The organism is Rathayibacter agropyri, from assembly GCF_013249015.1.
In the GTDB taxonomy this organism is placed as follows: Bacteria; Actinomycetota; Actinomycetes; order Actinomycetales; family Microbacteriaceae; genus Rathayibacter; species Rathayibacter agropyri.
Window position 1 is genome coordinate 657,452 of the sequence record NZ_JABRPL010000001.1, and the last position, 18,822, is coordinate 676,273.

Below are 18,822 nucleotides of genomic sequence, written 5' to 3' on the forward strand. Positions count from 1 at the left end.
CCTTCACGATGTCGCGCCCAACAAACTTGCGGGCTTCGAGGTGCCGTCCTTCGCGAGACGCCAAGCGCGAGCGAGGAACTTGCCACTGCCACCCGGCGACACATCGGCCCAGTCAAATGTCATCCTCCGGCGAGCCAGCGAACGCCATCGTTTGGTTACGGTGACTTTCCCCGGGAGACCGTCTCGACCGCGATGAGTCGGACAAAACACACTCAGTCGACCCCACCCGTCACGCAATGAGAGCGTCCGCACCGTTCTTAGTGACGCCGATGCTCATCCCAACGCCTCCTCCAAGCCACAACACCATATACAGACGCAATGACGAGCGCATCAAGTGCAAGAACAAAAATCCACGAGGAGAGGTTTGTAGTATCCGCGCCTCTGACGAACGCCGCTACCTGAACCGGAATGACGATCATGACGATGATCAGCCAAGGAACCAAGGATGTCTTTCTTTGATTCTTCACTCGCGGCACTGATCCTCAAGAGTTAGAGTCAATCCACTACCGCCGGTAGCCGCAGAGACGCCAGACGCCGCGCCGATTCGAAGAGTGACAGCGGCAAGCACAACCCCCGCTCGCATTGCGTACTGTTCATTAAAGAGATTCATCGGCGGTCCTTTGTCGGCCTACAGTGATCGCAGTCTACGTTAGCCGGTCGCCTCTTACCACTGAAACACTATTCATTCTCGGCGGAGGTTCTTAACATCTGCCCACAGAGGATGTACCCACAGAACCTCAGTAACCGCTGCACCTGACCAAGCCAATTCATCAGAAAGAGCTCGGACAGGCCGCCTACACAGCCGTCGTCACCAGGTTCACCAGTCGGGGCGCCCGCACCACGGCTTTCACGACCTCGCGCCCCACCAGCGCCCGCGCCACGCCGCTCGTCGCCCGCGCCCGCTCCTCCAGCTCGTCAGAAGAGATCTTCGGCGACACTTCCAGTCGGTCGCGGACCTTGCCGTCGACCTGCAGAATCGCGGTCACCTTCTCCTCGACCAGCAACGTCGGATCCGCCTTGCGCCACAGCGCGTGCGCGACAGTGCCCTCATAACCCAGACGGTGCCACATATCCTCCGCCGTATACGGTGCAAACAAATTGAGCGCCATCGCCACGACCTCGGTGGCCTCACGGACCGCCGGATCCCCCGCTCCAGCACCGGAATCAACGACCTTGCGGGTCGCGTTCACCAGCTCCATCAGTCGCGCCACGACCACGTTGAACTTGAACGCCTCAATCAGCGACGGTGACTCCGCGAGGAACCGATGCGTCTGCCGACGCAACGCCGCATCACCGTTCTTCCAATTCACGTCGGGCTTCGAGGTGACGTCCTTCGCGAGACGCCAAGCGCGAGCGAGGAACTTGCCACTGCCACCCGGCGACACATCGGCCCAGTCAATGTCATCCTCCGGCGGGCCAGCGAATGCCATCGTCAAGCGCACGGCGTCGACACCGAACTCGTCCAGCTGCTCCGAGAGCCGCACGATGTTGCCCTTGGACTTCGACATCGCCGCACCGTCCATCTGCACCATGCCCTGGTTAAGCAGCGCGGTGAACGGCTCGGTAAAGGAGACGTAGCCGAGATCGAAAAGCACCTTGGTGATGAAGCGCGCGTACAGCAAGTGCAGGATCGCGTGCGTCACGCCTCCGACGTACTGGTCGACCGGCGCCCACTTTTCGGCGAGCGTGGGGTCGAACGCCCGAGTGTCATCCTTCGGCGAGAGGAAGCGGAGGAAATACCACGACGAATCGACGAAGGTGTCCATCGTGTCGGGGTCGCGGCGCGCGGGCGAGCCGTCGAGCGGGTGGGGCACATTCACCCAGTCCTCTGCCGCTCCCAACGGCGAGGAGCCCTTGGGCTGAAGGTCGAGGCCCTCGGTGGAGGGCAAGACGACGGGCAACTGATCCTCGGGAACGGGGACGAGCTCGCCATCGGCGCCGTGGATGATCGGGATGGGTGTGCCCCAGTAGCGCTGACGGGAAATCAGCCAGTCGCGCAGGCGGTAGTTCTTGGCGGAGCGGCCGCGGCCTCGCTCCTCCAACAGCTTGATCACGCGCTCGATTGCCGTGCGCTTGGAGAGGCCGTCGAGCGGGCCGGAGTTGATCAGGCGGCCGTCGCCGGTGAGCGCCTCGCCGGTGGTCGCCGGGTCGAGCGAGTACTCGCGCTCAAGCGCGGCGAGTTCCTCCGGGTCCTTCGGGATGACCGGGATCGCGCCGGTGACGGACGCGGTCGTGTCGACCACGACACGCACGGGCAGATCGAAGGCGCGGGCGAAGTCGAGGTCGCGCTGGTCGTGCGCCGGAACGGCCATGACCGCGCCGTGCCCGTAATCGGAGAGCACGTAGTCGGCGGCCCAGATTGGCAGACGCTCGCCGTTCACTGGGTTGACGGCGTAACGGCCGAGGAACACGCCGGTCTTGGGACGATCGGCGGTGAGCCGCTCGATCTCGCTCGACTTCTGCACCGTCTCGAGGTATTTGCGGAAGGCCTCGCGTACCTCCTGGTCGCTGCCCTCGACAAGCTCGGAAGCGAGGTCGGAGTCGGGCGCAACCACCATGAACGTCGCGCCGTACAGCGTGTCCGGACGCGTCGTGAAGACGGTGACGCGCTCGGTGCGGCCCTCGATCTCGAACTCGACGTCGGCGCCGATCGAGCGGCCGATCCAGTTGCGCTGCATGGCGATGACCTTCGACGGCCACGACCCCTCGAGCTGATTGAGATCATCCAGCAGGCGGTCGGCGTACTCGGTGATCTTGAAGTACCACTGGGTGAGCTTCTTCTTGACCACGACCGCGCCGGAGCGCTCGGACGTGCCGTCGGGAAGCACCTGCTCGTTGGCCAACACGGTCTGGTCTACCGGGTCCCAGTTGACCCAGCTGTCCTTGCGGTAGGCGAGGCCCTTCTCGTACATCTTGAGGAACAGCCACTGGTTCCATTTGTAGTACTCGGGGTCGGAGGTGTGCAGCACGCGGTCCCAATCGAAGGACGCGGCGTAGCGCTTCATCGAGCGCTTCTGCTGCTCGATGTTGTCGTAGGTCCAGGTGGCGGGGTTCAGCCCGCGCTTGATGGCCGCATTCTCTGCGGGCAGCCCAAAGCTGTCCCAACCGATCGGGTGCAGCACATTGAAGCCCTGCTGCCGCCAGTAGCGCGCAACCACGTCGCCGAGCGCGTACGCCTCCGCGTGACCCATGTGCAGGTCGCCCGAGGGGTAGGGGAACATGTCGAGCACGTACTTGCGGGGGCGCTTGTCGTCGGGGTCGTCCGTCGCGAAGGGGCGCGTCTGCTCCCAGATCGGGAGCCACTTCTCCTGGAGCGCGCGGAAGTCGTAGCGCTCCTCGTCGCTCGCGCCGGTCTGCCGGGAGGTGTCGTCTGCCACAGGTGCTTCTCACTTCTCAAAGAGGGGGAGAACGCGCACGCGTCGGCGGCTGCGTTCGACCATCAACCCTACTGGCCCCGCGAAGACGGCCGACGAACAGGGTGTTGCGTCATTCCTCGGCGACGCCCAGCACCGCGAGCAGCGCGCGGGCCTTGATGCGCGTCTCGTCGACCTCCTCGTCGGGGACCGAGAGCGCAGTGATCCCGCCGCCCGTGCCGAGTCGCGCGCGTTCGCCGTCGAGCACGAGGGTCCGGATCGTCATCGCGAGGTCGAGCGAGCCGTCCGAGCCCAGGCGCCCGAATGCTCCGGAGTAGAGACCGCGCGCTCCGCCCTCCCACTCGCGCAGGAGCTGTACGGCCCGGCGTTTGGGCGCCCCCGTCATGGAGCCAGCCGGGAACAGCGCCGCGATCAGCGCGGCCACACCGACTCCCGGGGCACGCCGGGCTGACACCTCGCTGACGAGCTGGTGCACGTGCGGGTAGGTCTCAACCTCGAGGAGGCGGTCGACCTGGACCGACCCGGGGACCGCGATACGCGCCAGGTCGCTACGCACCAGGTCGACGATCATCACGTTCTCGGCGCGCTCCTTGACGCTCGCGACGAGGTCATCCCGCAACGCCCGGTCCTCGTCGGCGTTCCTCCCCCGCGACCGGGTGCCCTTGATCGGATGTGTCGCCACGCGCCCGTCGGACGTACCGGTGAGGAAGCGCTCGGGCGAGGCGCTGACGAGGGCGCGCCCGCCCGCGCGAATCATCCCGCCGTGGTGGCTCGGGCTCGAGCGGCGCAGCCGCCGGTAGCACTCGATCGGATCGAACCGTCCCTCCACCACAATCTCATCGGTGAGGCAGAGCTGGTAGGCGTCGCCCGCCTGGATGGCGGCCTGGCACCGCGCGATCAGCGCGGTGTACTCGCGGGCCGTGTGGCGTCGGTACACCGCGCCTGCCGGCTCCGGGGCCGCTGGCTCGCGCAGAACGCCCGGGAAAGCCGCGAGCGCGCGCACCGCGTCGGCGAGTTCCTCCTCCGCACCGGTCGCGACCAGTCGGAGCGTCTGCGCAGCATGATCGAACTCGAGCACCGGGTCGCCGCGCAACAGCACCAGAGCGGGCGGAGCATCGGGGCCCGTCGACGTCGGCGACAGGCCGAGGGAGGCCGCGCCCGCCTCATACGAGATCCAGCCGTAGCGGCCGAGCGCACGGTCGCCGAGAGCGAGCTCGGTGTCGACCGCGGCGAGCGCCGCCGACACCTCCCCGCCCGCCTCGACGATCAGCACATTCTCGGGGGCGCAGGAGCCGAGGTAGGAGTGTCCTGCGCTGGCATCCGGTCCCGAATCGAGCCAGAAGGAGGTGTCGGCGCGGGCGAAGAGGGCGAGGTGGACGCGCTCCGGATCGACCCAGGGCAACTCGGTCACGCGCACGGGAGGAACCTGCGTGACCACTCGGCTAGCGTAGGCCGTGATGGAGCAGGTGCGGGAGTGGGACGGTCGCGAGCTCGGTCCCGCCAGTGAGGCTCCCCACGGGGTGCTCGCCGCCGCCGATTCGTGGTTGGTTGCCGAGGGGCGAGTGCGCGGCCTCGACCTGCATCGCGAGCGCTTCCTGTCGGCTGTGGTGGACGCGGGCGGCCCCTCCGACGCGGGAGTCTTCATCGATGCTGCCATCGCCGCGCTGCCCCGCACCGGCGCGTGGTTCCCGAGGGTCGAGCTGTCGGCGGGAGCGCTGCGGCTGCGGCTGCGGCCGGCGCCTCCGCTCGGGCGCTCGGTGGTGCTCTGGACGAGCCCCGTGGATCCGCGGCGCACCCCCGACCGCAAGGGGCCGGACATCAGCCGGCTGGCCCTGCTGCGCGCCCGAGCGCAGGCCGCGGGTGCGGACGAGGCCATCCTGCTCGACGCGGACGGCGCCGTCGTGGACGGCGCGTCCAGTGCGGTGCTGTGGTGGCTCGGCGACGCCCTGGTGATTCCGCCGCCGGAGAGCGCGCGTGTGCGCAGCGTCACGGCGCGCACGATCTCGGTGCTGGCAGGCGCGCTAGGGGTCGATGTGATCGAGGCTCCGGCGGAACCCGTCTCGCTCGAGGGGCGCGAGGTGTGGGTGGCGAATGCGCTGCACGGACTCCGGCTGGCGACGAGATGGCTCGACGGCCCGGCGCTCGCTGCCGAGCCGGGGCGGTTCGACGCCTGGCGGCGCCGGTTGGACGCCCTCCGTCGGCCCCTCCCGGGCGGCTGACGCCTCTTCACCCCCGGACGGAGGGCATCGGAGTTCGTCGTGGATCGCCCGCGCCGTGCAAGCATCGAATACCTCCGCCGCCACTCGAGAAAGTCCTGCGATGACGCACACCGCCCTCTCCCGCTCCTTCGCCTCCGGACTCGTCGCGCTCGTCGCGACCGGAGCCCTGCTCTTCGGCGCGACTCCCGCCCGCGCCGCGGAGAATCCGCAGAAGCCGCTGTCCTCCGTCGAGGAGCCTCCTGCCGCCCTGGCCCCGGCGAGCGACTCGCCCGCGGCCACGCAGCAGACCGCCCGCTCCGCCGTGCGCTATTACAACGCCCTCGTGGGCGGCGAGCAGCTCAACGCCGGCCAGAGGATCGTCTCTGGCACGAACGGCTACTCGTTCCAGATGCAGAGCGACGGGAACGCCGTGACCTACGACCCCACCGGCCACCCCACCTTCGCGACCGACACGCAGGGCCGAGGCAACCGCCTCGTCATGCAGACCGACGGCAACATGGTCGTCTACTCGGCACAGGGCAGCCCCGTCTGGAGCACAAACACCACGAACGAGGCCGGCGCCTCGGTCATCATCCAGGCCGACGGCAACCTCGTCGTCTATCGCGAGAACGGCTCGCCCGCCTGGGCAAGCAGCATCCGCCGCACCATTGCCGAGCCCGTCACGGACACCCTCTTCGCCGGGCAGACGCTGCGTCCCGTGCACCAGCTCACTTCTGCTGACGGTCGCTTCCACGCGGTCATGCAGACCGACGGCAACTTCGTCGGCTACGGACCTCAAGGGGCGGTCTGGGGTACCGGCACCGGCGGCTCGGACAACCGCATCACGATGCAGAAGGACGGCAACGCCGTCGTCTTCGGTGCGGACAATTCGGTCAAGTGGTCCTCCGGCACCCGCGGGACGAACCTCCGGCTCGGCATCAACAATGCCGGCTCGCTCATCATCGTGGACACGAAAGACGACGTGGTCTGGACCAGCCAGGCGGCCTTCCCGTCGACGACGCTGTACGCCGCGAACTCCCTGGAGGCCGGTAGCTTCCTCCGCTCGGCGAACGGCGTCTACCGCGCGGTGATGCAGGACGACGGCAATTTCGTCGTCTACGGGACGTCCGGTCCGATCTGGGCGTCGAAAACCACGCGCCCCGGCGCTTTCCTCGCCCTGGACACCATGGGCCGGCTCTCCGTGGGCACGGAGACGGTCACCGGCTGGACCGTCGTACCAGGCGTCACCTCCGTAGGCCCGTACAAGCTCGTGATGCAGGACGACGGCAACCTCGTCGAGTACGACAGCCGCCGAGCCGTGTGGGCCAGCCGCTGACGGCGGGCCGACTGTCGCACAGTGTCGGGGTGAGCGCTCCCGGCGAGTTCATCCGCTCGGCCCTCGACTACGAGGGCGATGTCTGGCGCGCTCAGGAGGTTCGGGAGCGCTTGGGCGCCGGTCTCGACTCGACCGGTGCCTCGGTCGGGGCGGTGCGCGGCACTGTGCGGGATGCACTGCGGACGTTTCGCGGGCTCTCCCACGACGACGTGACCGCCCTCTCGACCGAACTCTGGAACCCACCGGTATTCGAGCCACGGCTGGCCGCCGTGGTGCTGCTGCAATCGCGCGCAGCGCTCCTGCGCGGCCTGGACCTCACCCGCCTCGAAGGGTTCGCGCGCGACTCGCGAGTAGATGAGCTGAGCGATCCGCTGGCCCGAGACGTCATCGCCCCGCTGCTCGCGGGCCTGGCCGGCGCGGCGCGGACGCGGGCGGACGCGGTACTCGACCGGTGGGCCGCCGAGGGCGGGCGACTAAAGAGCGTCGCGACGGTAGCTCGGGACGACCTTCACAACCAAGGCTGAGAAGCCGGATCTGGAGCGGCCAACCTCCGTCAGCGCGTCTCAGCCTCGGTTCCAATCGCCGCTCCCGCCGTCCGTCAACGCCGTGCCCCGTTCAACGCGAATCCGCTGGTCGAACACGAGCGCCGGAGGCACACGGTGCGCAATCAGCACGACCGTCCGCCCCTCCGCGGCCCGCAGCAGGTCGCAGAGCAGCGCGTCCGCCAAGGGGGCGTCGACCGAGGCGGTCGGCTCGTCCAGCACCAGCACATCGAAGTCGGCGAGCAGGGCCCGCGCCAGAGCGAGCCGTTGCGCCTGGCCGCCAGACACCAGAGAACCGCGCTCGCCCACCCGTGCGTCGAGCCCGCCGCGCGCGGCGACCCAGGAGGCGAGGCCGACCCGCGCGAGCACGTCCTCGAGGACAGCGTCGGCGGCGTTGGGACGGGCGAAAAGGAGGTTCTGCCGAATCGTGTCGTCGAAGAGGTAGGGCTGCTGCTCAACCAGGCCGACGACGCGGCGCACCTCGTCCTGCGGGAGCGTCCGCGCCTCCACTCCGCCCAGGGAATAGGAACCGGAGTAGGCGAGGAAGCGCACTAGCGCATGGGCCAGCGTGGTCTTGCCGGATCCACTGCCGCCCGTGAGGAGGACACGGGCACCGGCGGGCAACTCCAGCGAGACACCGCTCAGGGCAGGGCCGGCCGCTCCGGGCCAACTCACGGTCATCTCGCGCAGCACGATGTCATGGCCGGCCGGCCGCGCCCGCGGATCGACGTCCGCGTCGGAGGCGAGCGCCGGCGAGGACGCCTCCCGGTCAAGGTCCGCCAACCTCTGGGCGCTGGAGAGCGCCGCGCGGGCCGACTGAACAGCCAGCGGAGCCGTGGCCAGCACCTCGAAGACCGCGAGGGGCACCAGCGCGATCACGCCGAGGGCGGGCCCGCCGAGCTGGCCGACCGCGGGCACGCCCAGCGCCAGCCCTGCCCAGACCGCGCCGCCCGAGCAGAGCGCCAGTACGGCCGCCGCGAGCCCGGCCGAGGCCGCCCGGCGTCGCGCGGCGCGAGCGAGCGCCTCCTCGGCCCGGATCACGTTCCCGACCGCCTCGTCGGCGGCGTCGAAGGCGATCAGCACGTCGAGCCGGGTGACCACGAGATTCAGGCGCTCGGCGAGCTCTCCCCGCAGCGGAGCCAGCTCGCGGTCGGCGTGCGCCGAAAGCAGGCCCGCACCGACAGCCCCGCCCGCGAACGCCAGGACGAGCAGCACCAGGAGCACGGCTCCCATCGCGGGCAGGAGTAGCCACACTCCGACCACCGAGGCCGTCGCGACAACCGCCGAGACGAGCAGAGGCTGCACGATCCGCAGCGGCACGTCCTGCTGGGCATCGACGTCGGCGACGATCCGCGACACCAGGTCGCCGCGGCGCACGCGGCCGAGCCCGTCCGGAGCAACGGGCACAAGACGCTCGTAGACGCCGACCCGCAGGTCTGCCAGCGCCCGGAACGCGGCGTCGTGCCCAGCGAGTCGTTCCAGGTAGCGGAAGACCGCGCGGGCGAGGGCGAATGCGCGAACGCCGACGACCGCCATCGAGAGGAAGAGGATCGGCGGCTGCTCCGCCGCCCGCACGATCAACCAGGCGGAACAGGCCAGCAGAGCGACGACGGAGGCGGAGGACAGCAACCCGAAGGAGAGGCCGGGCAGGAAGCGGCGGGGGCCGGGAATCGCCGCGCGGAGGACATCGGCGCGGTTCATCCGAGGACCGCCGCGGGCGTGAGAACGAGCACGGAGTCCGCCGCGGCGATCGTCGCAGGCCGATGGCTGGCGACGACGACGATCACGCCGCGATCGGCGAGCGTGCGCAACCCGGCGAGCAGCGCGCGCTCCGACTCCTCGTCAAGGGCGGCTGTCGGCTCGTCGAGCGCGAGGACGGTGCAGCCGTTCTCGAGCAGCCGGTGCACGGCCCGCGCCACGGCGACGCGCGCGCTCTGACCGCCGGAGAGTCCCGAACCCTCGGCATCGACGCGGCACGACGGAGCGACGTCCGCGGCGGCGAGCGCGAGGGCGCGGCACACGCGCTCAGGGTCCGGGGAGCGCGTGCCCAGCTCGACGTTCGAGCCCACCGTCCCGGGCAGCAGGTCGGGACGCTGGCCCGACCACGCGAGGCGGGCACGCAGGTCGCCGACGGCCTCCCCGCCGAGCAGCAGCGCGCCGTCGAACGGCACGAAGCCCGCGAGGGCCGCGAGGAGGGTCGACTTTCCGGATCCGCTCGGCCCCGTCACGGCCGTGATCGAGCCGACAGGTAGCACTGCATCGACCGGAGCGAGCACCCTGCCGTGCCCGTTGTCGACGGTCAGTCTGCGCAGCTTCAGAGCACCCGCCGATCTCGCCGTCTCCCGCTCCGGCAGCCGAGCCGCACGCTCGATCAGGGCAAACGCCCGCTCTGCCGCCTGCACCCCGTCGGCGGCGGCGTGGAATTCGGCGCCGACCTGCCGCACCGGCAGGAACACGTCCGGCGCGAGAACGAGCACGAACAGCCCGACCGCCAGCCCGAGCGAGCCATCGACCAGCCGAAGGCCGATCGACACGGCGACGAGCGCGACCGACAGCGAGCCCGCCAGCTCGAGCACGAAACCGCTGACGAATGTAACCCGCAGCACCTTCATCGTGTGCAGCCGGTAGTCCTCCGTCAGCGCGCGGATCCGCGTCGCCTGCCGCTCGGCCCTGCCGAAGATCGTGAGCGTCGCGAGCCCGCCGACCATGTCGACAAAGCCCGACGCGAGCGCCTGCAGCCGATCCCACTGCCGCTCCTGCACCGCCCGGGTCGCCCAGCCGATGAGCACCATGAACACCGGAATGAGCGGCAGGGTGACGACGAGGAACAGCGCGCTGAGCGGATCGGCGAGGAAGACGACCAGTGTCAGCAGCGGAGTGGCGATCGCCGTCGCGATCAGCTGCGGCAAGTAGCGGGCAAAGTAGCCGTCGAGGGCGTCGAGCCCGCCACCCAGCAGCGCGACCGTTCCTCCTGAACCCCCTTCGGGCCGACCCGCGGGACCGAGCTTGACGAGAGCGGCAAGCACCGCCGCACGCAACTGGGCCTTCGCGCCGACTCCACCCCGCATGGCGTTCACCTCGGTCGCCCAGGCGAGGACAGCGCGGGCGACGACCACCCCGAGGAGCGCCGCGAGGAGCGGGGCGAGGTCGGAGTCACTCCTGCCGTCGACCGCGCCCGCCACCAGCTGCGCCACCAGCCACGCGAACGCCACGAGGACGAGCGTGCGGGCCAGTGCCAGCGCACCGCCGAGCACCAGGAAGACGCGGGTCGCGCGGGCGTAGCGGAGCAGGCGCGGGTCGAGGGGCTTCACGTCAGTGCGCGTCAGCCGGGATGTGCATTCGGCTGATGCGCGTGCGGAAAATCCAGTAGGTCCAGGCCTGGTAGCCGACGATGAGCGGCACGAACACCAGGGCGGTCCAACTCATGACCGTCAGCGTATACGGCGTGCTCGACGCGTTCTCGATCGTCAGCCCATAGGCGGGCACGTTCGAGGCGGGCATCACAGCGGGGAACAGCGTGGTGAACAGGGCGAGCACAACCAGGGCGATCGTGCCTGCGAGCAGGGTGAACGCGCGACCCTCGCGGCCCCTCGTGATCGCGAACCAGCCGCCGACGAGCGTCACGACGGCCGCGATCGAGAGGGCCCAGGAGGCGGCGCTGCCCTGCCCGAGATTCGTCCACACGAGGAAGACGGCCGCGACCGCGCTGGTCACCAGCCCCGCCCGTGTCGCGAGGCGGCGCGCTCGCTCTCGAATCTCCCCCTCGGTCTTGAGCGAGACGAACACCACTCCGTGGGTGAAGAAGAGCAGGAGGGTCGTCGCGCCGCCCAGCAGGGCGTAGGGGGTGAGCAGGTCGACGACGGTGCCGATGTAGTTGTGATCTGCGTCCATCGGCACGCCCTGCACCATGTTCGCGAACGCGACTCCCCAGAGGAAGGCGGGCACGGCAGAACCGACGACGATCATCGCGTCGAACCGCTTCTTCCAGGCGGCCTCGGGCCGCTGGTGCCGGTACTCGAACGAGACACCGCGCGCGATCAACGCCAGGAGGATGAGCAGCAGCGGCAGGTAGAAGCCGCTGAACACTGTCGCGTACCACTCAGGGAACGCCGCGAACAGCGCGGCTCCGGCCACGATCACCCAGGTCTCGTTGAGGTCCCAGACCGGCCCGATGGTGTTGATCAGCACACGACGGTCGGTGTCGTCGCGCCCGAGGAACGGAAGCGACATGCCGACGCCGAAGTCGAAACCGTCGAGCACGAAGTAGCCGATGAAGAAGAAAGCGACAATCCAAAACCAGAGCACAGCGAGATCCATGCGGAACGCCTCCTAGTAGACCGTGCCGACGAGTTGCGGGCGACCGCTCTCCTCGTCGACCTCGGGAACGTCATCAGGGCCGGCCTGTGCGGCGCGCGTGATCAGGCGGAACTCGACCAGGGCGAGCGTGCCGTAGATCGCGGTAAAGGCGACCAGCGAGATCAGAACCTCAAGCCCGCTCACTCCGGGCGAGACGCCGTCGGCGGTCTTTAAGAGCCCGAACACGAGCCACGGCTGGCGACCCATCTCGGTGAAGACCCAGCCGATGATCATCGCCATCAGCGGGAGCGGAGCCGCCCAGATCGCGATCTTCCACATCCACTGCTTCGGCTCGCGCCCCTTCCGGGTGAACCAGAGTCCGGCTGCGGCAACGCCGATAGCGAGGACGCCGAGCGCCATCATCCAGCGGAATGACCAGTAGGTGACCCAGATGATCGGGGTGTAGTCGCCCGGTCCATAGACCTGCGTGTACTGCGCCTGGAGGTTAGTGATGCCCTCGACCGTGCCGGTGAAGGTGTGCGTCGAGAGGAACGAGAGGAGGTAGGGAATGCGGATCGAGAACAGCTCGCTGGAGCCGTCGGGGGTGCCCCAGGTAAAGACCGAGAAGGAGGCGTCGACGCCGGTGGAGGTCCTGTAAAGCGCCTCCGCCGAGGCCATCTTCATCGGCTGGGTGTCGACCATCGCGAGGCCGAGCGAGTCGCCGGTGACCAGGGTGAGACCGCCGCTGATCAGCATCATCCAGGCACCAAACTTCAGCGCCGGACGCATGGTCTCGAGGTGCTGGTTCCGCGACAGGTGATACGCAGCGACGCTGACGATGACGGCGGCCGACACCATGAAGCAGGCAAAGATTGTGTGCGGGAACGCCGCGAGCGCGACCTTGTTCGTCAGCAGCGCCCCAATATCGGTGAGCTCGGCGCGGCCCTTGGTCTCGTTGATCCGAAAGCCGACCGGATTCTGCATAAACGCGTTTGCCGCGATGATGAAATAGGCCGAGAGTGTGGTGCCGAGAGTCGTGAGCCAGATCGTGGCGAGGTGCAGCTTCTCCGGCAACTTGTCCCAGCCGAAGATCCACAGGCCGATAAAGGTGGCTTCCAGGAAGAAGGCGAGCAATCCCTCGAAGGCGAGCGGAGCGCCGAACACGTCACCGACAAAGCGGGAGTAGTCGCTCCAATTCATGCCGAACTGGAACTCCTGGACGATGCCGGTCACCACTCCCATCGCGAAGTTGATCAGGAAGAGCTTCCCGAAGAACTTCGTCAGCTGCAGGTAGTGCACCTTTCCGGTACGCACCCAGCAGGTCTGAAAGATCGCGACAGTCAGTGCCATGCCGATGGTCAGCGGCACGAAGAGGAAGTGGTAGATCGTCGTCAGACCAAACTGCCATCTCGACAGCAGGAGCGGATCCAGGAGCTCGTTCACGGCTCTGAGAGTAGGTCGACTCTCGAGCGCTGGCGGGCTCGATCCCCGGACTGGAGCGGATGTGCGGGCCTGCGGAGTCAGGCGGCGAGACCCTCATCAGGGCGCCTCTCACGGCGGAGAGCGAGGCGCTGATCCGCCTGTCGCTCGACGTCGAGACACTCCCTCTCGACGTCGAGCGACTCCCCCGCACAATCACTGCCGAGCAGCCCTCATGAGAGTCGAGCCGTCGGCAGCGGGACTCTCGACGCCGAGCAAGTGCAAAGCCGCTCGGTGGCGAAGGAATCCGCCCGGCCACTTCCCCGTCGCACATCTGAAATTCGCCGCTGGGAATCCGTTCGCCGAGCGCGCCCGATCCGAGCGCTCAGGACGGAGGGAGACGTCAGCCCGAGGTGACGCGGGAGCGGGCGCCCGAGAACCAGCGCGGAGCCTGGAAGCCGTACATCAGCACCGGCACCTCGCGGGTCAGCCGCCAATAACCCAGAGCCGCCGCCACACCGATCGCGCAGACCAGCAGCGGCACGACCGGGCCGATCGCGTCGAGCCAGCGCTGCCCGTCGAACAGCAGCAGCGCGCTCGTTGCGAGCGACACGACGAGCACGTGAACCACGTACACCGGCAAGGTATTGCGGCCGATAAACGTGATCCAACCCGCACCCCGCCGATCGGAGAGGAAGCGCGCGACGACGAGGCCGGCCAGCACCGCGAGCACGCTCACCAGTACCAAGCCGATCGTCAGCAGCGGAAATCGGCCACGCACCGCGAGGATCACACCGGCGAGCGCGAGGAAGAGGACGCCAAAGCCGAGGCCGCTGAGGATCCCGCGCCGCTCGACAAAGGCGATCACCACGGTACGCAGGTGGAGACCGAGGAGGAAAAACATCAGGTAGCGCGCCATGCCGTCCCAGGCGATGTTGCCGGTTCCCTCGGACGTGCTGGAACGAACCGCATACCAGAGCACTGCGATGACGGTCGCGATCCCGATCTGCGCACGCCAGTTGATCCGATCCTGGGCGAGCTTGGCCAGCACGAAGAAGATCGTCAGCGCGTAGAGGAACCACAGGCCGTTGTGCGGCATCACGGGCTGCAGGAGGAGCGCTACCGGGTCGGACTCGTCAGTCCCGCCCGGATTCGGAACGATCAGGAAGAAGAGGTAGCGCACCACCGACCAGAGCAGGAACGCCCAGACCAGCAGGCTCAGCCGCGACCGCCACAGCTCGGGCCAGGAGCGCGTGAGCACGGAGCCGGCGAACAGGCCGGAGGCGAGGAAGAAGAGCGGCATCCTGAACGTGATCAAGAGAAGGTTGATGTCGTTCCAGGCGTCGGGTGCCAGACCGGCGGCGGTCGTCCACTGCACCGAATGAGCGAGGGCGACCAGGATGATCGCTATGCCCTTAGCGGTGTCCACCCAGGTGATGCGTGCGCGTGCCATGAGTCCTCATCGGGGTCGTCCGTCACAAATCGGCCAGCGGCATCAGCGGCGGCGGCGATGAGTAAGTGTTGCACAGCTGTGCATCTCCTGTGATATTTCGCATGCTCCTCGCTCTGCGGCGTCGGCGCCCCGCCGAGCGCCCTTCGTCGCCGACTTTCCGCGAGAACCCTCTCCCCTCCCCGCCGATGCCCGATGATCGACGCATGACTCGAGCGACGACCCCGATGACCGGCCGCTCCCGCGGGCAGCGCCGCCTCCTTCTCCTGCTGATCCTGCTCGCCGCGGCACTGGTCCTCGCGGCCGTTGCGACCGCCCTGGCACTCGGCTCCCGGTTCGGAGGGGAGGCAGAACCGCCAGGCCCCGCCGCCACTTCCTCCGTCGACATGGCCGAGCGAGTCGCCGGCCTGGACAAGCGCTTCGCCGACGGCTTCCCGCAGCACAGCATCGTCCTCACGGGTAGCTCAACGATCGGACGCTGGACGACCTCGAAGGAAGACCTGCGCCCGCTCGAGACCTACAACATCGGGATCGGCGGTACGACCGTCGCAGATCATCTCGCCTGGCTCGATCGGATGGTCGCTCCCTTCGACCCGCGTGCCGTCGTCGTCTACGTCGGCGCCAACGACATCAGTGGTGGAGCCGATTCCCGCACCGGCGCCGACACGGCCGAGGCGGTCATCGAGTACCTGCACCGCCTCGAGGAGGTCGCTCCGGATGCCGTTCTCTACTATGTCGAGATAGCCGAGACTCCCGCCCGCGAGACGGTACGCGACGAGGTCCGTGCCGCGAACACGGCGATCAGCGCCTATGCCGAGACCGACGATCGGGTCACCTTCGTCCCCACCGCGCAGACCCTCCTGACGGCCGACGGCAGGATCGACTCCTCCCTCTTCGTTGACGACGGCCTGCACTTCGACGAGGCGGGCTACGCGCGCTTCTCCGAGGCAGTCCGTGCCGTGCTCCTCGCCGACCTGGAGTAGCCGCGCCGACCCCGACGCCACAAGTGCCCACCGACATCACCACCGATAGACTGCTTCAACTGACGCGAGGATGGAGCGACCACGATGCGCAAGATCAGGATCGGCGGGCCGGAGACGGGCACTGCGGAGACCGGCAGACTCAGCGCCGCGACTCGCAGCCGCTACGGCGTCAAGAAAAAGACGACCGCACTCAGCACGTCACACTCGAAGCGGAGTTCTTTTTCGACGGTGGATCGAGTTCGGGCGGAGGCAACGTCCACTCGATCCGACCCGGCAATGAGGTCGCGGAAGACGACGATCGCGGGCGCTGGAGACGACCTTCACACACCCAGCCCCCTCGAACCGCAACTTCGCGCTCTGCTGCAGGCCGTGGTCAATCAGGCGAAGGGTCTGGATCTAGATCGGATCGTGCACTCGAGCGGCGGTGTCGAGGTCGTCGTCTCCAAGATGTTCGCGAGCGTCCCGGGCGCCAACTACTACGACGAGAAAATCGGACCCTTTTACGACACGACGGGCCTACGGATCTGGAAGGGCATCACTCGGCAGTCGATCGATGGACAGGCCGAACGGGGTGATCTGCTCTGCGTGCGCACCAGAGACGGACATCGTCTCTATCCGGCTTTCCAGTTCGACGGCCGGGAGGGCGCACCTCTTCCGCAGCTTCGCCGTGTTCTCGCCGCGCTGGACCCTCGAGGGATCGACGCCTGGGGAGACGCGCTCTGGCTGAACAGTGCAGTACCCGAGTTCGACGGTGCGACTCCGGCGCAGGCGCTTCGTCAGGGCCGGATCGCCGAGGTGGTTGCGCGGGCGAGCCGCGCCGGCTCGCTGTGGGCGCCGTGAGCCGCTCCGACATCGCGCAGCAAAGGCCCGGGACCGATCAGGACCTGAGCGGGTTCCCGTCCGTCTCTCTCGACGCCGAGGTGACATGGCGGGCTCATGCGTCGGATCTTTCGGCGTGGTGGTTCAGCACGAGTGGCCGAGGACGATTCGACCTTCCCACGAAAGGGTCGGACGGGACCTGCTACGTCGCCGACGATGTCCGGACGGCTGTACGGGAGAGCCTGGGCGACAGGATCGTCCCAGACCAGGTGCTCACCCCTGAGGCGGCAGTGCATTTCCGCGTGTCCGCGGTCCTTCCCCCGACAGGAGGGGCGTACGCAGCGGTGACGTCCGTCGCTGCGGACGGGTACGGCGTCACACGCGAGCTGACGACGATGACCGACTACTCCATCACTCAGGAGTGGGCCGCCGTGCTGCACGACGCAGGCTTCGACGGCATCCGGTACTCCTCCCGGTACGCCAGTGCCGCGGGCCCCAACGCCTGGGCGCTGTTCGGTCGACAAGGCACCAACGATGAGCTGCGGGTTGACCGATCGAGAGAGATCGACGGGATCACCGCGTGTGCGCAGGCGGGGATACGAGTCCTCGATCCGCCACCGCTGCGGAGATCGGTCACTGTCCTCCCCCCGCCGGGGATCTGAGCCTCCAGCCCGGTGGTGCTCGCCGCCAACGACCGCGTCTTTCGCGCACTCGCGGCGCGGAAGCAGGCGCGGAGGCGGCTGACGCCCAGCCGTGCGCCCCTACGATCAAGCCATGCTGAGCACCCCCTCCCGCCCCCGGAGCCTCCGGTGAACGACACCCTCAGCGGCATCCTCGACCTGGTCGTGAGCGTGCCGCCCGTGTGGCGCACGCTGCTGGCCGGGCTCGCCATCTTCTTCGAGACGACCATCCTCGCCGGGTTGATCGTGCCCGGGGACACGATCGTCATCGTCAGTGCCACCGGCGTCACCAGTCCGCTGCAGTTCGTTGCCCTCGCGGTCACCGTGGTGGTCGGCGCGCTGTGTGGCGAATCGCTCGGCTTCTACCTGGGGCGCTGGTTCGGGCCGAGGATCCGTGCGTCCCGCCTCGGTCGCCGCCTCGGCGAGAAGAACTGGCTGCGCGCCGAGCGTTATCTTGCTCGGCGCGGCGGGATCGCGGTGTTCCTCTCGCGCTTCCTGCCTGTGCTGCACTCGCTGATCCCCCTGACGGTGGGGATGAGCGGTATGCGCTACCGCACCTTCATGGCGTGGACGGTCCCGGCCTGCGTGCTCTGGTCCTCCGCCTATGTGGGCGTCGGCACGGCGGCGGCCGGGAGCTACCGCGAGCTCTCCGAGAGCCTGCACGGAGCCGGCTATGTGTTCGTCGGCGTAATCGTCGCGTTCGTTCTACTCGTGCTGCTCGGCAAGAAGCTCCTGAGCAAAGCGGAGGCGCGTCACCTCGACGAGTGACGCGCCTCCGAGACGACCCGCGGAGGATCAGCCGACGAGACCCGCCGACTTCAACCACTCGCCCGCGATGGTCGAGGCCGACTTCTGGTCGTTGACGCTCTCGGAATTGAGCGAGACCAGATCGTCCGCCGTGAGCTTGGCGCTGACCGCGTTCAGCACTGTGGCGGCGTCATCGGTGATCTTGCTCGACACGATGGGGACGACGTTGTCGGCGACGAACAGGCCGTCCGGGTCCTGGAGCGCGACGAGATCGTTCTTCTGAATGTTGGGGTCGGCGGTGTAGATGTTCGCCAACTGGATCTGGTTGCTCGTGAGCGCATCGACCGTCGTCGATCCGCCGCTGTCCTCGATCGCCTGGAAGGTCGTCGTGATGCCGTACTTCGACTTCAGGGTCTCGGGCCCGTAGGGGCGCGTCTGCAGCTCGGAGTTGCCGCCGACGACGATGGGGTCGGTGACGTTCTTCAGCGACGCGATATCGGTCAGCTTCCACTTATCAGCGAAGGCCCGGGTCACGGTGTACGAGTTCTGGTCGCTCGCGCCCGCCGCATCGAGCGCGCGGAGGCCGTCGGGCAGAGCCTCGCCGAGCGCCGAGTACACAGCGTCGGCAGTGGTCGCGGTCGCGTCGGGCTGGAGCGCCTGCAGGAGGCTCCCGTCGTACTCGGGGAAGACGTCGATGGATCCGCTCTCGATCTCGGGCAGGTAGATCTCGCGCTGGCCGATGCGCAGCTGTCGGTCGACGGTGAAGCCGTCGTTCTCGAGCGCCTGCGCGTAGATCTCGGCGAGGATCTCGTTCGAGTAGTAGTCCTGCGATCCGACGACGATGGTGTCGCCGCCCGCCGTCGCACCCGATCCCTCAGCGAGCGGATCGCTCGAGGAACACCCTGCCAGTGCCACGACGGCACCGACCGCGAGTGCGCTGAGCGCGACACGGCCCTTCGTGAAGTGTGCTGTGAACAT

Annotated in this window: 15 protein-coding genes; 7 read left to right on the plus strand and 8 right to left on the minus strand. The window is 68.2% G+C overall.

The annotated features are described in order from the left end of the window. Nucleotides 1–794: 794 nt before the first annotated feature. Nucleotides 795–3,377 carry a leucine--tRNA ligase gene (leuS, locus tag HRF29_RS03095; RefSeq protein ID WP_173244447.1) on the minus strand — a complete coding sequence of 861 codons (2,583 nt, stop codon included), beginning with the start codon at nucleotides 3,375–3,377 and terminating at the stop codon, nucleotides 795–797. Between the two features lie 109 nt (nucleotides 3,378–3,486). Continuing rightward, complete coding sequence (locus HRF29_RS03100) at nucleotides 3,487–4,812, minus strand: chorismate-binding protein (protein WP_173244451.1); 1,326 nt, start codon at nucleotides 4,810–4,812, stop codon at nucleotides 3,487–3,489. A 19-nt stretch (nucleotides 4,813–4,831) separates the two neighbouring features. On the opposite strand from HRF29_RS03100, the gene HRF29_RS03105 reads away from it, so the two are divergent. The 3 genes from HRF29_RS03105 (at nucleotide 4,832) to HRF29_RS03115 (ending at nucleotide 7,432) form a co-directional block, all read left to right on the plus strand. Next, nucleotides 4,832–5,593: an aminotransferase class IV gene (locus HRF29_RS03105; protein ID WP_173244454.1), complete on the plus strand. Its 762-nt coding sequence runs from the start codon at nucleotides 4,832–4,834 to the stop codon at nucleotides 5,591–5,593. A 100-nt stretch (nucleotides 5,594–5,693) separates the two neighbouring features. Continuing rightward, entirely contained in the window at nucleotides 5,694–6,908 is a 1,215-nt protein-coding gene (locus tag HRF29_RS03110; RefSeq protein ID WP_173244457.1) for a hypothetical protein, read from the plus strand. Between the two features lie 29 nt (nucleotides 6,909–6,937). Further along, nucleotides 6,938–7,432 (plus strand): DNA alkylation repair protein, encoded by a 495-nt coding sequence (locus tag HRF29_RS03115; RefSeq protein ID WP_173244460.1) that lies wholly within the window; start codon nucleotides 6,938–6,940, stop codon nucleotides 7,430–7,432. 39 nt (nucleotides 7,433–7,471) lie between these two features. On the opposite strand, the gene cydC is transcribed toward HRF29_RS03115, so the two are convergent. The 5 genes from cydC to HRF29_RS03140 form a co-directional block, all read right to left on the minus strand. Then, nucleotides 7,472–9,151, minus strand: a complete 1,680-nt coding sequence (gene cydC / locus HRF29_RS03120; protein WP_173244464.1) for a thiol reductant ABC exporter subunit CydC — start codon at nucleotides 9,149–9,151, stop codon at nucleotides 7,472–7,474. Then, complete coding sequence (cydD, locus tag HRF29_RS03125) at nucleotides 9,148–10,761, minus strand: thiol reductant ABC exporter subunit CydD (protein WP_173244467.1); 1,614 nt, start codon at nucleotides 10,759–10,761, stop codon at nucleotides 9,148–9,150. The genes cydC and cydD overlap by 4 nt, the downstream gene beginning before the upstream one ends. A gap of 1 nt (nucleotide 10,762) precedes the next feature. Beyond that, a complete protein-coding gene (gene cydB / locus HRF29_RS03130) occupies nucleotides 10,763–11,767 on the minus strand; it encodes a cytochrome d ubiquinol oxidase subunit II (protein ID WP_173244470.1) in 1,005 nt (334 codons plus the stop codon). A gap of 12 nt (nucleotides 11,768–11,779) precedes the next feature. Continuing rightward, on the minus strand, nucleotides 11,780–13,189 hold the full coding sequence (locus HRF29_RS03135; RefSeq protein ID WP_173244473.1) for a cytochrome ubiquinol oxidase subunit I: 1,410 nt from the start codon (nucleotides 13,187–13,189) through the stop codon (nucleotides 11,780–11,782). A gap of 379 nt (nucleotides 13,190–13,568) precedes the next feature. Continuing rightward, entirely contained in the window at nucleotides 13,569–14,618 is a 1,050-nt protein-coding gene (locus tag HRF29_RS03140) for an acyltransferase family protein (RefSeq protein ID WP_173244475.1), read from the minus strand. Between the two features lie 203 nt (nucleotides 14,619–14,821). On the opposite strand from HRF29_RS03140, the gene HRF29_RS03145 reads away from it, so the two are divergent. The 4 genes from HRF29_RS03145 to HRF29_RS03160 all read left to right on the plus strand — a co-directional run bounded on the left by HRF29_RS03145 (nucleotide 14,822) and on the right by HRF29_RS03160 (nucleotide 17,865). Continuing rightward, entirely contained in the window at nucleotides 14,822–15,598 is a 777-nt protein-coding gene (locus HRF29_RS03145; RefSeq protein ID WP_173244478.1) for a GDSL-type esterase/lipase family protein, read from the plus strand. Between the two features lie 276 nt (nucleotides 15,599–15,874). Further along, entirely contained in the window at nucleotides 15,875–16,438 is a 564-nt protein-coding gene (locus tag HRF29_RS03150) for a hypothetical protein (protein WP_173244481.1), read from the plus strand. Between the two features lie 80 nt (nucleotides 16,439–16,518). Then, entirely contained in the window at nucleotides 16,519–17,079 is a 561-nt protein-coding gene (locus tag HRF29_RS03155) for an RES family NAD+ phosphorylase (protein ID WP_343043660.1), read from the plus strand. 147 nt (nucleotides 17,080–17,226) lie between these two features. Continuing rightward, nucleotides 17,227–17,865, plus strand: a complete 639-nt coding sequence (locus HRF29_RS03160; protein WP_173244487.1) for a VTT domain-containing protein — start codon at nucleotides 17,227–17,229, stop codon at nucleotides 17,863–17,865. A 27-nt stretch (nucleotides 17,866–17,892) separates the two neighbouring features. Here the strand turns inward: HRF29_RS03160 and HRF29_RS03165 are convergent, their stop codons facing one another. After that, on the minus strand, nucleotides 17,893–18,822 hold the full coding sequence (locus HRF29_RS03165; RefSeq protein WP_173244490.1) for an ABC transporter substrate-binding protein: 930 nt from the start codon (nucleotides 18,820–18,822) through the stop codon (nucleotides 17,893–17,895).